The following is a 15,846-nucleotide window of genomic DNA, read 5'->3' on the forward strand; positions in this document are numbered from 1 at the left end:
TATCTATAGACTTTTATGATATACTATATTTATGACTGATATATCAAAACAAATATTAGAAAAAGCTCATGGTGGACTTAAGTTAAATCCAGACGAACAAAGACGCTTTCTTGGTACCTTTGAAGAACGTGTTCTTGGTTACGCTGAACTCGCTACTGCGAATGATGACAAATTTCAAAAAGGTTTTTTGACTATTTTGGAGACTTTTAAAAAAGAAACCGAACCTCTATTTGTCAAAATTTCTCCTCAAGTTGAATTTGACAAACAAGTCTTTTATCTAAAACATGCCAAAGATTCTGATTGCCAAGCAACTATCGTTTCTGAAGATCATAACTCTTCTCCTTTCGGACTGGTTATCCATAGCGATGTTCCGGTTCAAACAAGTGAAAAAGACCTCAGAAAGGCCTTTTCAGACTTATGGCAAGAGCAAGAGACGAAAGCTCCTACTTCTCTCTGGAAAAAATGGTTTGGTTAACTCTATCTCAAAGACATGATTCGTGCGATACTTGCAGCTGTATTTTCTAGATTAACAGCTGCTTTTTTTAGACTGTCTGCTAACGGTTCGCTTTTTTCAAGTATGGAAAAAGCTGCGACTATATTCTCAAATGGTAAAGGGGGTAAATCCTCATCTAAACTACCACAAATAGCAATAACTGGAACACCATTTGGTGTTCTTTTTGCTACTCCAATTGGCGCCTTTCCAGCTAGACTTTGCGAGTCCAGTCTACCTTCGCCAACGATAACTAGGTCGGCATCAGTAACTTTTTGATCGAAGTTTATCAAATCCAAACAAGTTTGGATACCAGATACAATCTCTGCTCCAGCGAAGGCACACAAACCAGCGGCAATTCCACCACCTGCTCCTGCACCATCTAATTTTAATATTTCGGGTCCAACTTTACTATAGAAGTCTTTAATAGCAGCATCAACTTCTTGAAATTCAGATGGATCCAATCCCTTTTGTTTCCCAAATGTAAAGGTAGCACCATAAGGTCCACAAAGCGGATTGGTAACATCTGCAAGTATTTTTATATGTACATCAGAAGGAATTTGAATTACTCCCTCCTTCAAAATTTTCCTGATATCAAATAGTGATAGACCATTTGCTTGAAGTACAATTCCGTTTTTGTCATAAAACTGGTAACCAAGTCCTGAAGCAATGCCAATTCCACCATCGTTACTAGCCGTACCACCGACACCAACGTAGATATCTTTGATTCCTTGTTCTATCAAATGGAGAATAAGTTGACCAATTCCCTTTGTTTGAATCTCTAGAGGATTACGTTTATCAAAAGGGATTTTAGCAAGACCCACTAAATTTGCAACTTCAAATAGAGCTAAATCTCTTTTTTGAAAGTAAGACATCAAAACCTCATCACCAAAAGGTCCAGTTACCTGGACTCTTTTTTCTTCCAAACCTAGAGAACTTTTAATGGCGTCTACTGTTCCTTCACCTCCATCACCAACAGGTAAAAGTAAACATTCAGCATCCGGTATCACCCTTTTAAATCCTCTTTTTATAGCTTCTGCTACTTCGTTTGCAGGTAGACTCTCTTTGAAAGAATCTGGCGCGATAACAACTTTCATTTCGATTCCTCTTTCTATCTAAAGGAAGTCTATCATTTCCAAAACTTTCCCAAAATCTCTCTCATCTACCTGAATATTTATTTCCTTATTCACAATATCCTTGGCACAAAAAGCTACTCCAAGCCCTGCTCTTTTAAGCATTTTTAAGTCATTAGCTCCATCACCGATAGCTATCGTTCTCTCGAAAGGCACTTCTAATTCTTTAGCCCACCTTATAAGTCTTTCTTCTTTAACTTCTCTGCTTATAATAGGGTCAATTAGATTTCCAGTTAAATGATCATCTCTGATTTCCAGTTGATTAGCAGTATATAATGAAATCCCCAAATCTTTTGCTAATCTTTCTACAATAGTGGTAAATCCACCTGATACTAAACCGACTTCTATCTGATTTTCTTGAAGAACTTTAATAAACTGGGCAGCGTTCTTACTAAGATGAAGCTCATGATAAATCTTATCAAAAACATTGATAGAGAGACCTTTAAGAAGAGAAACACGTCTTTTTAAACTTGCTTCGAAGTCTAATTCTCCTCTCATAGCTTGAGCTGTTAGCAGGGCAACTTCTTTTTCGCATTCTGCCTCTTTCCCTAATAAATCAATAACCTCTTCTTCTATCAGAGTTCCATCTACATCGAGCACACAGAGTCCTCTAGCTTTATTCATTTATTCCCCATACTTTCATCATCTCAAAAAATCGTATGAAACCATCATACGATTTTATTTATTTAATTTGCTAAGCTGTGATACAAATCAAGATAAGACTGACAAGCTGTATCCCAAGAAAAGTCACATTCCATAGCTTGGACTTGAAGTCTCTTCCAAACGTCAGGATGATTATAGTAAACATCCAAAGCAGTTTGAAGAGCCCAGTTAAGCCAGTATGACGTCAAGTTGTCAAAACTAAATCCTGTACCCGTTCCTTCAATTGGATTAAACGGTTGGACAGTATCTCTCAACCCGCCCACCTCATGAACAAGTGGTAATGTTCCATAACGCATAGCCATCATTTGAGAAAGTCCACAAGGTTCAAAACGACTTGGCATGAGGAAAATATCACAGGCTGCATAAATTTCTTGTGCTAGCTTGACATCAAAGGTAATATTGGCAGATAGTTTATCTGGGAATACTTGACCAAACCATGAGAAGGCTTGTTCAAAACCAGGATCACCTGTACCCAAGAGAACGATTTGAACATCCTCTTGAAGCATGCGATGCAAACCTTCAACAACGACATCAAAACCTTTCTGTCTTGTTAAACGCGACACAATACCAATCATTGGAACATCGGGACGAACTGGAAGACCAACTTTCTCTTGAAGTTTAGCTTTATTCTGACCTTTTCCTGATAGATCTGATTTATTAAAATGATAATCCAACAAAGGATCCGTTTCTGGATTATAAAGATCCGTATCGATTCCATTTACAATACCAGAAACCTTACCAGACTCCATTCGTAAAATCTGATCCAAGCCACATCCAAACTCTGTTGTCATGATTTCATAAGCATAGCTTGGCGAAACAGTAGATACACGATCTGCATAGAGGATACCAGCCTTCATCCAGTTCAGGCAGTCATTCCAGCGAACTGTACCATCTGCATAGCGTTCAAAACCAACTCGGAACAAATCCCAAAGCATACCTTCAGAGAATTGACCTTGGAATTCCAGGTTGTGGATCGTTAAGACAGTCTTAATGTTTTGATAGGCTTGAATCCATCTGTATTTTTCCTTCAACAAGAAAGGAATCATAGCTGTATGATAATCATGAGCATGAAGAACATCTGGGATAAATCCAATACGCTCCATAGCTTCCAGAGCCGCAAGTTGGAAGAAGGCAAAACGTTCACCATCATCGAAATCACCATACACATGACCACGGAAGAAATAATACTGGTTGTCAATAAAGTAGAAGGTAACACCATTTAGAACAGTCTTCTTAATGCCACAAAATTGTCTACGCCAACCAACGTATACTTCAAATTGAAGAACATCTTCAATTTGATCACCAAACTTGGCTTCCACCATGTCATAGTATGGCAGTATAACAGCAACTTCATGACCAGCTTTAACTAATGATTTTGGAAGAGCCCCGATAACATCTCCCAAGCCACCTGTTTTAGAAAAAGGGGCTCCTTCGGCTGCTACAAATAAAATTTTCATGAAAGAATGTCCTCTGTTACTTTTTCACCTTTTTTGATGACAACAGGATTTTCTGCTGTACCACGAATAACAACTCCATCAGCTACTTCAGCACCCTTATCAATAATTGCATACTCAACTTGAGCACCTTCACCAATGACAACACGAGGGAAAACAATAGATTCTTTAACTAAGCTATCTTTATGAATTTGAACATTACGTGAAACAACTGAACGAACAACCTTACCTTCGACAATACTACCAGAAGCAAACTGCGAAGTATTTACTTCACAACCAGGTGCATAATAAGTTGGTTCTTCGTTTTTCACCTTTGTGTGAATCTTTTGATTTGGAGAGAATAGAGAGTAGAATTTATGCAGATCAAGCATATCAATATTGGCTTGGTAGTATGTTTCTACAGAATGAATATTTGCCAAGTAACCAGTATACTCGTATGCAAAAGCACCTGATTCTACTGCTAAGTCACGTAGAACATAACGTAGTTTTTCTGGGTGTTCTTTCTGAGCTTCTTGTTCCAGACGTTCAATCAACCATTGAGTATCTACAACAAAGATATCCGTTGACATGTTGTAGTATTCTTGTTCAGCTTTTTTATCGAAGAGTTTGTGAGAGAGCACGTGGTCAGTTTCATCAATATCTAGGATAGCATTTACTTCTGAAATATCCTTTTTAGGTAGTTTCTTATAAACAACCGTAATAGGAGATTTTGTAGTATTATGCAAATGGAAAACCTGAGTAAGATCAATATTTACCAAAACGTCACAGTTCAAGGAAACCGTTTGGTTAGATCCAGAACGTTTTAAATAAGTCAAGAGTTGTTGATAATACTCTTTACCAACAGTACTACTTTCCACACGAGTATTGTAGATTCCAAGATAGTAGTGGCTAAGAAGGGTATTCAAGCCCCATTCACGTCCTGAACGAATGTGGTCAAATACAGAGCTGATGTTATCTTGTTGGAAGATTCCAAAGACACTTCGAACACCAGCATTTGCTAAACTTGAGAGTGGGAAGTCAATCAAACGATACTTTCCTCCAAATGGCAAACTTGCCACTGGACGGTTACTTGTCAAGGTTGACATATCATGGAAACCAACGGTATTTCCTAAAATCGCTGAATATTTATCAATCTTCATCTGTTGCTACCCCCACTACTTCGTTATATCCGACTACTTGTACTTCTTCTGTACCATCAATTTCAACACCATCGGCAATAATTGCACCTTCACCGATGATTGCACGTGTAATTTTAGCACCTCTACCGATAACTGCTCCACTCATGATGACAGAATCAACAACTTCTGCTCCCTTACGCACTTGAGCAGCTGTAGAAAGAATGGAATGTTTTACAGTACCATTCACGTAACATCCATCTACTACTAGAGAGTCTTCTACTTGAGCAAATTCTCCAAGGAAGTTTGGTGGAGCGATAAGGTTACGAGAATAAATTTTCCATTGACGATTTCGGCTATCTAGAGCATTTTCTGGAGAGATGTATTCCATATTTGCTTCCCAAAGAGATTCGATTGTACCAACATCCTTCCAGTATCCATTAAATTCATAAGCATAGACACTTTCACCTGTCTCAAGATAATTTGGAATAACATTCTTTCCGAAATCAGACATATCTAGGTTAGCCTTTTCAGCTGCAACTAGCATGTTGCGAAGTCGTTTCCAGTCAAAGATATAAATCCCCATTGATGCCTTGGTTGATTTTGGTTGGGCAGGTTTTTCTTCGAATTCAACAATGCGATTATTAGCATCTGTATTCATGATACCGAAACGACTAGCTTCTTTTAGTGGTACATCCAAGACAGCTACTGTCAAGCTGGCATTGTTATCCTTGTGTGATTGGAGCATATCATCGTAGTCCATCTTGTAGATATGGTCTCCTGAAAGAATCAAAACATACTCAGGATTAATGCTATCGATATAGTCAATATTTTGGTAAATCGCATGACTTGTACCTTCAAACCAACGATTTCCTTCACTTGCAGAGTAAGGTTGAAGGATAGAAACACCTGAATCAATTACATCAAGACCCCAACTAGAACCATTACCTATGTGGCTGTTGAGAGCTAGTGGTTGATACTGTGTAATAACCCCAACATTATGGATGCCAGAGTTGGCACAGTTAGAAAGAGCAAAGTCAATGATACGATAGCGCCCACCAAATTGCACAGCAGGTTTTGCAATGCTTTGAGTGAGTTTACCGAGACGAGTTCCTTGCCCACCGGCAAGGATTAAAGCTAGCATTTCATTCTTCATTTTCTACTCCTTTTTGAGATTTATTTGATTCTTTTTTAGCGGGTTTCAAGCGACGTTTGATTTTCCAGATACTTGCCCCCATAGCTGGTAAAGTAAAGGTCAAAGTCTGCTCATAATCCTTCCATAACCCTTCTTGAGTTTGAACGGTTTGGTTATGCTCTTTCCACACACCACCCCATTGTTCTAGCTCTGTATTCCAAATTTCTTCATACACACCTGCAACTGGCAGTCCAATTGTGAAATCAGGACGTTCGACTGGTGCCATATTAAAGACACAGACTAGCATCTCGCCTTTCTTTCCTTTACGAATAAAGGAAAGAACACTCTGATCTCTATTATCTGCATCGATAATTTCAATTCCATCATAGCTTGTATCAATTTCCCAAAGACAACGGTGGTCCTTATAAAGTTGATTCAACTGAGATGTGAAGTATTTCATCTTGGCATTCATTGGATCTTCAAGGTTTGACCATTCTAATTGCTCTTCTGATTTCCACTCTAAGAATTGACCGAATTCGCTACCCATAAAGAGCAATTTCTTACCAGGGTGACAAATTTGATAAGTATAAAGATTTCTAAGGCCTGCAAATTGATTGTAACGATCCCCCCACATCTTATGCATCATACTCTTCTTACCATGTACAACCTCATCATGTGAGAATGGTAGGAGATAATTTTCATTAAAGACATACATAAAACTGAAGGTTACAAGGTTAAAATCATACTTGCGGTAAATTGGATCTTCTTCGTAGAAACGTAAGATATCATTCATCCAGCCCATGTTCCACTTGTAGTCAAATCCAAGACCACCCATCTCTTTCGGACCTGTTATTTTAGTTGCCGAAGAGCTTTCTTCTGCAATCATCATGACATCAGGGTGAGCTAGCTTAATAACAGTATTTAACCGCTGAAGGAAATAATAGCCTTCGTAGTTAAGATTTCCACCGTCTTTATTTGGTGTCCAAGGTGCATTATCATAATCAAGATAAAGGATATTACTTACGGCATCAACACGGATACCATCTAAATGATAAAAATCAATCCAGAACTTAATGCTAGAAATTAGGAAAGATTGTACTTCGTTTTTCCCTAAGTCGAAGTTTAATGCCCCCCAACCATAGTTATGAGCTTTATTATGGTCTTGATATTCAAAAGTCGGAGTTCCATCATAGTAGGCTAAGGCATCATCATTGATTGTAAAGTGACCTGGAACCCAGTCCACGATAACACCGATATTGTTTAAGTGACACTCCTCAACAAAGTCTTGAAACTCTTCTGGTCTTCCGTAAGAATGTTCTAAACCGAAATATCCCATCAGTTGATAGCCCCAACTTAAACCTAGCGGGTGAGCCATCAAAGGCATAAACTCAATATGAGTGTAGTTCATTTCAACTAAGTAAGGGATCAACTCTTCTTTTAATTGAGCAAAACTATATGGAGTTCCATCTGGATTTCGTTTCCACGAACCAGCATGGGCTTCGTAAATATTAACTGGTCTTTCGAAGAATCCCAAACGTTTTCTACGAGCTAACCAAAGTCCATCCTTCCATTTCTTTTCTGGAATTTCTGTTAACACAGCCCCTGTTCCTGGACGTGCTTCATACCGAACAGCTAAAGGATCAATCTTCATAAGCTGATGACCGTTAGCCCGTGTGATATGATATTTATAAATCTGACCTTCTTGGGCAAAAGTTGTAAAAACTTCCCAAACTCCAGATTCGTTTCGAACCATAGGGATTTGATTTTCAACCCAATTCGTGAAATCACCGACTAGATGAACAGCCTGCGCATTCGGAGCCCAAACTCGGAATGTGTAACCCCATTCCCCGTCTTTCTCCTCACGATGTGCGCCCAAATAGTGCTGAAGATGGAAATTTTCGCCTGTTGTAAAAGTTCTTAAAGCTTCTAATGTATCCATAAATCCCCCTTTATATTGTAAGCGTTTTCTATATTTCTATTATACTATCTTTTAAGAAAACTTTCAACCAATTTCCGAATTATCATAAATATTTTTTAGAAAATCTTCAAGTAATTATCTTGACATTTCTTATATTTTCAGTATTTATTGATATTCTACCTTGATATCAGTTTTTGTAGCATTAAATCACTTACATTATTTTTTTCAATCCTAATTTTGCAAAACAGATACTTAAAAAACTTAACGTTATTTTCATGAATCAAACTTTTTGTTCGGATAAAGTATCTTAAGTACAATTTTATCAAATTTTCTGAAATTTTCAACTATTTTTAGTAATATTCCCATATTTTTTATTAGGACAAATTTATATATAAAAAAACTCAAGATTAATCTTGAGTTTTATTTTTTTTAAACTAAAACATTCATAACTGCAACGCTCACATTATCAAGAGTGTTTTCTTGATTTGAACGACTATTTGTTACCAACATTTCTAGATTTCCAGCATTTTCATAATAGAAAGATGCACCTTTGGCATTAAATACAACCAAGAAATGTTCTTTAGTTCCCTGAATCTCATAGACAATCCAGCCACTATTTTCAATAGCTGTGTGAACAAAGACGTGACGGTATACTTCCTCGTATGTAGGATATGAAAAGGCACTAGTCTTTGTTTTAAGACCTATAATCTGACGAATAAATTCAATGCTTTCTTGACGCTCATTGATTAAGTCCCAGTCTACCTGGTTAACAGCGTCTGGAGCATTATAACTGTTCATAGCACGTTCGCGATCATCATGAGTCAACTCACCGTTTTCACCTGTAGGAACCAGTTTAGTACGTCCAAACTCTTGACCAAGTTCCATAAAGGAGATGCCTTGCATGAGTAGATTCATTGCAGTTGCTGTTTCTACCTTTTTCATGATACTTGCTTGGTCTTCTGTTGGATGAAGTGTTGCTAATAAATCATGCAAGTTATAGTTATCATGGGCTTCTACATAGTTGACAACCTGGTTAGGGCTTAGATAAGAGCCCAGTTCACGACTACCAAGGATAGCTTTGGCAACAATTGGTTCAGTGGCAGCACCACTTACGAAGCCTGATTTGATATCACCATAAACTTCAGCACCCTTAATCGCATTACGTTGATCATCATTGAAAAAGCCAATATTAGGTAATTGATAGGCATTGTCTTTCTTAGCCTTATCATAAGGAGCAAGACCAGTTCCCATATCCCAGCCTTCTCCATAAAGGATAATTTTAGGATCAACTTCATCCATAGCCCAACGGATCATCTGCATCGTTTTAACATCATGGATTCCCATCAAGTCAAAGCGGAAACCATCAATATTAAACTCATTCACCCAATAAAGAAGTGAATCAATCATGTACTTACGGAACATTTCGTGTTCACTAGCAGTCTCGTTTCCTACACCAGTACCATTTTGATAACTTCCATCTCGGTTCATTCGGTAATAATAGTCTGGAACGGTTGTTTGGAATGGGGCATCAACAGTTGAAAACGTATGGTTGTATACCACATCCATGATAACGCCGATTCCAGCATCATGATAAGCTTGAATCATCGTCTTTAAATCACGGATGACTTGACCTGGATCATTTGGATTCGTAGACATGCTGGTTTCTGGTGCATTGTAGTTTTGTGGATCGTAACCCCAGTTGTAGGTAACATTTCCATCTGAATCATACTCTTTGTGACGATCAGCAATTGGTTGCAGTTGAACATAGTTAACACCAAGTTCCTTGATGTAGTCAAATGCAGTAGACTGACCGAAGTGATTGACTGTTCCAGTTTGGGCAGCACCCAAGAATGTTCCTCTTAATTCTGGAACAACACCAGAAGTTTCAGACTTTGTCAAGTCACGAATGTGCATTTCGTAAACAACCGCTTGACAAGAATTTTCCAATCGCCAAGTAGCTTCCGTTCCATTCTTAACTTCAAAACCTTCAACTTGACGTTCTTTTTCTGAAAGAATCGCTGAACGTTTGCCATCTGGACTTGTCGCAATGGTATATGGATCTCGTGTCAATGATTGATGATGTGGAAAATTAATCTGATATTGATAGGCACGACCAGCAAGACTTTCAGGAACTGTCAAATTCCAAACGCCAATTGTATTATCCTTGTGACTATATGAATAACTGTTACCACGTTGCATTTCATAAGTCTTTAGAATAGCCGCATCATTACTTGCTGATTCATAAACTACAACTTGTACAGTTGTTGCTGTTGGCGACCAAAGTTTAAAGCTTGTTTCTTCTTCAGAAACCTGGCATCCCAACTCTCCTTGGTAACCCCAGTGGTGATCAAAACTAGCACTGTTAATCGCTTTATCAAAAGCAAATGGATTTTGATCTTTATAGTGTGGACTTGCAATGGCTGGGTTTTCAGAATAATAAACGGTGGCATCTCCATCTAAAATCCAAACTTCTGTTAAGAGTGGATAATGATTGAATCGGATAGGATATTCTTTGCTTACTCCATCTTTATCAACTGTAAACACCATTTGTTCAAGAGGTGTTTCATTTGATTGGGTAAATGAAAATTTTTCTCCAAAGTATTCTTGCTCTTTAACAAATTCTACTGAATCAGCTGGCCATTTACTAAAGTTGCAACTCTGATATGCTTCATCCTTACGATGATAATGAATAAGTACAGGATAGTTGTACATGTTTTTCCCTAATTTCTAATTATTATTTTATATAGTAACATTTCTTGATTCACTTATTTGAATAGAAGCAAGAAATCATAGATGATTATTCTAGACTATGTATTCCTTACAAACTCTCCAACCAAGCTTCATCTCGAATCTCAATTCCAAGTTCTTGTGCTTTTTGGAGTTTGCTTCCTGCATCGGCTCCCGCTACCACAAGGTCAGTCTTCTTAGATACGCTACCCGTTACCTTGGCACCAAGATTTTCTAGCTTACTTTTGGCTTCCGAGCGAGTAAGACGTTCGAGTTTCCCTGTCAATACAACAGTTAGACCTGATAAGGCAGCATCTGCTGCAACGACCTGGCCTTTATAGTCTAGATTAACACCTAATTCTTTCAATTCACTTAAAAGAATTTTTGCACCCTCAGTCTCAAAATAAGATTGGAGACTTTGAGCAATAACACTTCCCAAACTTTCGATGCTTGCTACTTCTTCAGGATTTGCTTGTGCAAGTGATTCGATTGAATGGAAATGTTGTAAGAGTAACTGACTTGCCTTGCTTCCAACATGACGAATCCCTAAACCAAACAAAAGTTTTTCAGCAGAATTTTCTTTAGAAGCTTGAATAGCCTGGTAAAGTTTTTGAGCTGATTTCTCTTTGATGCCATCTAGCAAGAGAAAATCTTCCACAGTTAAGCGATAAATATCTGCAACATCTTTAACTAAATTGGTGGCAAATAATTTTTCTACGTTTGATGGACCAAGGCCAGAGATATTCATGGCATCACGGGATGCGAAGTGAATTAGACCTTCCTTGATTTGAGCTGGACAACGTGGGTTTATACAACGAAGAGCCACCTCATCTTCAAAGTGTAATAGCTTGCTCTCACAACTTGGACAGTTTGTTGGAATGTCTAGTTTCTCCTCAGACACTCGCTTAGACTCAACCACTCGTAAAACAGCGGGAATAATATCGCCTGCCTTGTAGACAATGACTGTATCATCCTTGCGGATATCCTTTTCAGCGATATAGTCTACATTATGCAGGGTTGCACGACTAACTGTTGTACCTGCCAATTGCACCGGAGTAAGATTAGCAGTCGGAGTTACAACTCCCGTACGACCAACTGTCCAGTCAACAGAAAGCAATTTTGCTTCTTTTTCTTCTGCAGGGAACTTATAAGCGACTGCCCACTTAGGCGCTTTAACTGTAAAACCAAGTTGCTCTTGACCAGCTAGGTCGTTGACCTTAATCACGACACCGTCGATATCATAAGACAATTGGTCTCTTTCTTGACCTACTTCTTGGATAAATTCCCAAACTTCGTCCATGCTGTGGGCTAATAGTCGTCTAGGGTTAACCACAAAGCCCAACTGTTCCAGATGATTTAAAACCTTCTCTTGGCTATCTCTAGTTGAAGGACTTGCTTCCTGATAGAGGAAAGTTGCAAGATTACGCTTAGCTACTACTCCTGTGTCTAACTGGCGAAGGGTTCCTGCAGCAGCATTTCGTGGATTAGCAAACTCTGGCTCACCGTTTTCTTGACGAGCAAGATTGACTTGATTGAAAGAAGCTCTTGGCATATAACATTCACCACGAACAGTGATATCTAACTTCTCTGGTAAAGATAAAGGAATGTCCTTGACACGTTTGAGATTTTCTGTGATATTCTCACCGACTGAACCATCACCACGAGTAGCTCCAGCAACAAAAATTCCTTGCTCATAAGTCAAGGAAATCGATAAACCATCAATTTTTAACTCACAGATATAAGTAACTTCATCTAATTCTTTACGAACACGCGCATCAAAGGCATCGAGCTCTTCACGAGAAAAAGCATCCTGCAAACTATAGAGAGGATACTGATGACTATATTTTTCAAAACCATCTAGAATCTTACCGCCAACACGGTGGGTTGGACTTTCTGGTAAAACTTGATAAGGGTGAGCTTTTTCTAACTCTACCAATTCACGATAGAGACGATCATACTCACTATCAGATACAGATGGGTTGTCACTTGTATAATACTCTGTCGCATAGCGATTGAGCAACTCAACGAGCACTTTCATTCTTTCATTCATAGAACCATTTTACCATAAAAAGGACTATAGAAACAATACAGAAGTTCTAAAAAAGAAAATGAGAAGGATATTTCTATCCTTCTCACTTATTTTTATTTTTTACGATTCAAAATAGCATTCAAGATAATGGCTACAGCACTCGCAATGACAATACCATTTGAGAAGAACATTTGTAATTCTGTTGGTAGAGTATTGAAGAGGTTGCTTCCGTTTAATCCAACCCCAGCAGCAATAGAAATTGCTGCAATGAGGAAATTGTGTTCATTATGTTCGAAATCCACACGTGCCAAGATTTGCATCCCTTGTAGAGAAACAAAACCAAACATGACGAGCATGGCTCCACCAAGAACTGGACTTGGGATAATCTGTGCCAAGGCACCAAACTTAGGCAAGAGACCAAGTAAGATGAGGAAACCACCAGCGTAGTAAATCGGTAAACGGGTACGAATACCTGAAAGTTTCACCAAACCTACGTTTTGTGAAAATCCTGTATAAGGGAAGGTATTGAAAAGTCCACCAAGTAAAACAGCAAGACCTTCAGCACGATAACCATTACGGAGACGAGTGCTATCGATTGGATCTTTAGTAATATCAGAAAGGGCAAGATATACACCAGTTGATTCTACCATTGATACAGTAGCGATAATACACATCATTACAATAGAAGAAATCTCAAATTGTGGAGCACCAAAGTAGAATGGAGTTGGGATATGAACAAGTGGAGCTTCTGCTACTGGAGAGAAATCAACCAAGCCCATAGTCGCAGCGATGATAGTACCTGCAATCAAACCAATCAAAATAGAAATTGACTTAATAAAACCTTTTGTAAAGATATTAACCAAGAGAATGATAAGAATAGTGATTGTTGCTAATGCTAGACTTTGTCCCGTTGGTTTTTCGACGTTATTTCCCATATTTCCGATAGCTACTGGAATCAAGGTTAATCCGATTGTTGTAATGACAGAACCTGTTACGATTGAAGGGAACAGATTAGCAATCTTAGAAAATACACCTGCTACAAGAACGACATAAATACCAGAAGCAATCAAGGCACCAAACATAGCACCACTACCGTGACTTTGTCCAATCATAATAAGTGGAGCAACAGACTGAAAGGCCACACCCAGAACAACCGGTAAACCGACACCGAAATATTTATTTAATTGTAACTGCAATAGAGTTGCAACACCACACATAAAGATATCTGTAGAGATAAGGTATGTCAGTTGTTGAGGTGAGTAACCTAGGGCACCTGCAATCATGATTGGTACCAGGATTGAACCTGAGTACATAGCAAGTAAGTGTTGCAAGCCCAATACGGCCGCTTTTGAGTGGTTTTCTTTTTGATTCATTAGATTTCTGCCTCCTTGAAGATAACTCTTCCATTTTCAAAACGCTCTAAACGAGCAAGTGATACTACCTGATGACCTGATTTTTCTAACAGTTCACGACCATCTTGGAATGATTTTTCAATTACAATCCCGACGGCCTCGACTGTAGCACCAGCTTGTTCGATAATCTGAATCAAACCTTTAGCTGCTTGACCATTAGCCAAGAAATCATCAATAATTAATACTTTATCTCCTGGAGATAAGAACTTCCCCGCAATGGATACGGTACTAGTAACTTGCTTAGTGAAAGAATAAACCTCAGCAGTCAAAATTCCTTCATTCATGGTAATATTTTTTGCCTTCTTAGCAAAAATCATAGGTACATCTAATTGTTCTGCAACATATAGAGCTGGAGCAATTCCAGATGCTTCAATGGTTACGACTTTGGTAATACCTGCATTTTTAAAATATTCTGCAAAGGTACGGCCAATCTCGCGCATTAACTTATAATCAACTTGGTGAGTTAAGAAAGAATCCACCTTAAGAATATTCTCACCTAGAATATTCCCATCTTTTAAAATACGTTCCTCTAGTAATTTCACAATAACCTCCGAAATAAAAAGGGACTTACATAGTAAGCCCCTTAGAAAGATTGAAACAGATATTCCTGCTTCTTTAATCTCTCTTCGACTTACTCATTGTTAGGTATTTACGGTACCTTGTAGAAACGCCACGCCAATTCGCGACATAAATAAGTAATCATATTTTTAGTGAGCATCTCCATTCCAGATAGAGTTCTTCACAATCACATAATCCACATGTCTAAGATCAGCTACCTTTCGACCTCCAGCATAAGAAATCGAACTTTGCAAATCTTGTTCCATTTCAGTTAGGGTATCTTGTAAATGTCCTTTGGCAGGAAGAAGAATTTTCTTACCTTCGACATTCTTATAGGCACCTTTTTGGTATTCTGAAGCGGAACCATAGTATTCTTTAAATTGTTTCCCATCGACTTCGACAGTTTTACCAGGGCTTTCGATATGGCCTGCAAATAAAGAACCAATCATAACCATACTTGCACCAAACCGGATTGACTTGGCAATATCTCCGTGTGTACGGATACCACCATCGGCAATAATCGGTTTACGCGCAGCCTTAGCACACCAGCGAAGAGCTGCTAACTGCCAACCACCAGTACCAAAACCAGTTTTAACCTTAGTAATACATACTTTACCTGGACCGATCCCGACCTTAGTAGCGTCTGCTCCAGCATTTTCAAGTTCACGAACTGCCTCGGGAGTACCAACGTTACCGGCGATGACAAAGGTATCTGGCAATTCTTTCTTAATGTGCTGAATCATTGAAATCACGCTGTCGGCATGTCCATGAGCAATATCAATAGTGATGTACTCTGGAGCATCTTCCTTTAATTGACTAACAAAATCATATTCGTAATCTTTAACACCAACAGAGATAGATGCAATCAACCCTTTTTCATGCATGCGTTTCACAAAAGGAATGCGTCCAGCTTCATCGAAGCGATGCATGATATAGAAATAACCACCTTTTGCAAGTTGTTCTGCAACATCTTCATCCAAGATAGTTTGCATATTAGAAGGAACAACTGGTAATTTAAAGGTGTGCTTCCCTAGTGTTACTTGTGTGTCAGCTTCTGCACGACTTTTAAGAACACACTTATTAGGAATTAGCTGAATATCTTCATAGTCAAAAATCGGAAATTCGTTTAACATTTCGATGTCTCGTTTCTTTTATAATGACCTACCTATGCTTTCGCATCACTACGTCTTTTCCGACGTTTCCTTTAAAGAT

At 38.5% G+C, this 15,846-nt stretch carries 12 protein-coding genes and 1 riboswitch; of the genes, 1 reads left to right on the forward strand and 11 read right to left on the reverse strand.

What is annotated here, in order from left to right; genetic code table 11:
- Nucleotides 1-31: 31 nt before the first annotated feature.
- Nucleotides 32-475 carry a DUF1694 domain-containing protein gene (locus NML75_RS03675; protein WP_074324138.1) on the forward strand — a complete coding sequence of 148 codons (444 nt, stop codon included), beginning with the start codon at nt 32-34 and terminating at the stop codon, nt 473-475.
- Between the two features lie 2 nt (nt 476-477).
- On the opposite strand, the gene NML75_RS03680 is transcribed toward NML75_RS03675, so the two are convergent.
- From NML75_RS03680 to guaC, 11 genes are all read right to left on the reverse strand, one after another.
- Nucleotides 478-1,587, reverse strand: a complete 1,110-nt coding sequence (locus NML75_RS03680; protein ID WP_254804076.1) for a glycerate kinase — start codon at nt 1,585-1,587, stop codon at nt 478-480.
- A gap of 18 nt (nt 1,588-1,605) precedes the next feature.
- Nucleotides 1,606-2,247: a phosphoserine phosphatase SerB gene (gene serB / locus NML75_RS03685; protein ID WP_254804077.1), complete on the reverse strand. Its 642-nt coding sequence runs from the start codon at nt 2,245-2,247 to the stop codon at nt 1,606-1,608.
- Between the two features lie 62 nt (nt 2,248-2,309).
- The gene (gene glgA / locus NML75_RS03690; protein WP_049496435.1) at nt 2,310-3,743 is read right to left on the reverse strand and encodes a glycogen synthase GlgA; all 1,434 of its coding nucleotides are present in this window, start codon (nt 3,741-3,743) and stop codon (nt 2,310-2,312) included.
- A complete protein-coding gene (gene glgD, locus NML75_RS03695; protein WP_225750270.1) occupies nt 3,740-4,879 on the reverse strand; it encodes a glucose-1-phosphate adenylyltransferase subunit GlgD in 1,140 nt (379 codons plus the stop codon). Before glgD ends, glgA begins: the two co-directional genes overlap by 4 nt.
- Complete coding sequence (locus tag NML75_RS03700; RefSeq protein ID WP_074324142.1) at nt 4,869-6,011, reverse strand: glucose-1-phosphate adenylyltransferase; 1,143 nt, start codon at nt 6,009-6,011, stop codon at nt 4,869-4,871. The genes glgD and NML75_RS03700 overlap by 11 nt, the downstream gene beginning before the upstream one ends.
- On the reverse strand, nt 6,001-7,929 hold the full coding sequence (gene glgB, locus NML75_RS03705; protein WP_074324143.1) for a 1,4-alpha-glucan branching protein GlgB: 1,929 nt from the start codon (nt 7,927-7,929) through the stop codon (nt 6,001-6,003). The genes NML75_RS03700 and glgB overlap by 11 nt, the downstream gene beginning before the upstream one ends.
- Before the next feature lie 408 nt (nt 7,930-8,337).
- On the reverse strand, nt 8,338-10,620 hold the full coding sequence (gene pulA, locus NML75_RS03710) for a type I pullulanase (protein ID WP_254804078.1): 2,283 nt from the start codon (nt 10,618-10,620) through the stop codon (nt 8,338-8,340).
- Nucleotides 10,621-10,726: 106 nt separating this feature from the next.
- Nucleotides 10,727-12,685, reverse strand: coding sequence for an NAD-dependent DNA ligase LigA (gene ligA / locus NML75_RS03715; protein ID WP_254804079.1), 1,959 nt, complete (start codon nt 12,683-12,685; stop codon nt 10,727-10,729).
- A 92-nt stretch (nt 12,686-12,777) separates the two neighbouring features.
- A complete protein-coding gene (locus NML75_RS03720) occupies nt 12,778-14,037 on the reverse strand; it encodes a nucleobase:cation symporter-2 family protein (RefSeq protein WP_254804080.1) in 1,260 nt (419 codons plus the stop codon).
- Complete coding sequence (locus tag NML75_RS03725; RefSeq protein ID WP_006151911.1) at nt 14,037-14,618, reverse strand: xanthine phosphoribosyltransferase; 582 nt, start codon at nt 14,616-14,618, stop codon at nt 14,037-14,039. Before NML75_RS03725 ends, NML75_RS03720 begins: the two co-directional genes overlap by 1 nt.
- Before the next feature lie 76 nt (nt 14,619-14,694).
- A riboswitch (purine riboswitch) is annotated at nt 14,695-14,791 on the reverse strand.
- On the reverse strand, nt 14,784-15,767 hold the full coding sequence (gene guaC, locus NML75_RS03730) for a GMP reductase (protein WP_070677326.1): 984 nt from the start codon (nt 15,765-15,767) through the stop codon (nt 14,784-14,786). Its footprint overlaps the riboswitch before it by 8 nt.
- Between the last annotated feature and the right edge of the window lie 79 nt (nt 15,768-15,846).

The organism is Streptococcus sp. CF4-3, assembly GCF_024295385.1.
In the GTDB taxonomy this organism is placed as follows: Bacteria; Bacillota; Bacilli; order Lactobacillales; family Streptococcaceae; genus Streptococcus; species Streptococcus infantis_I.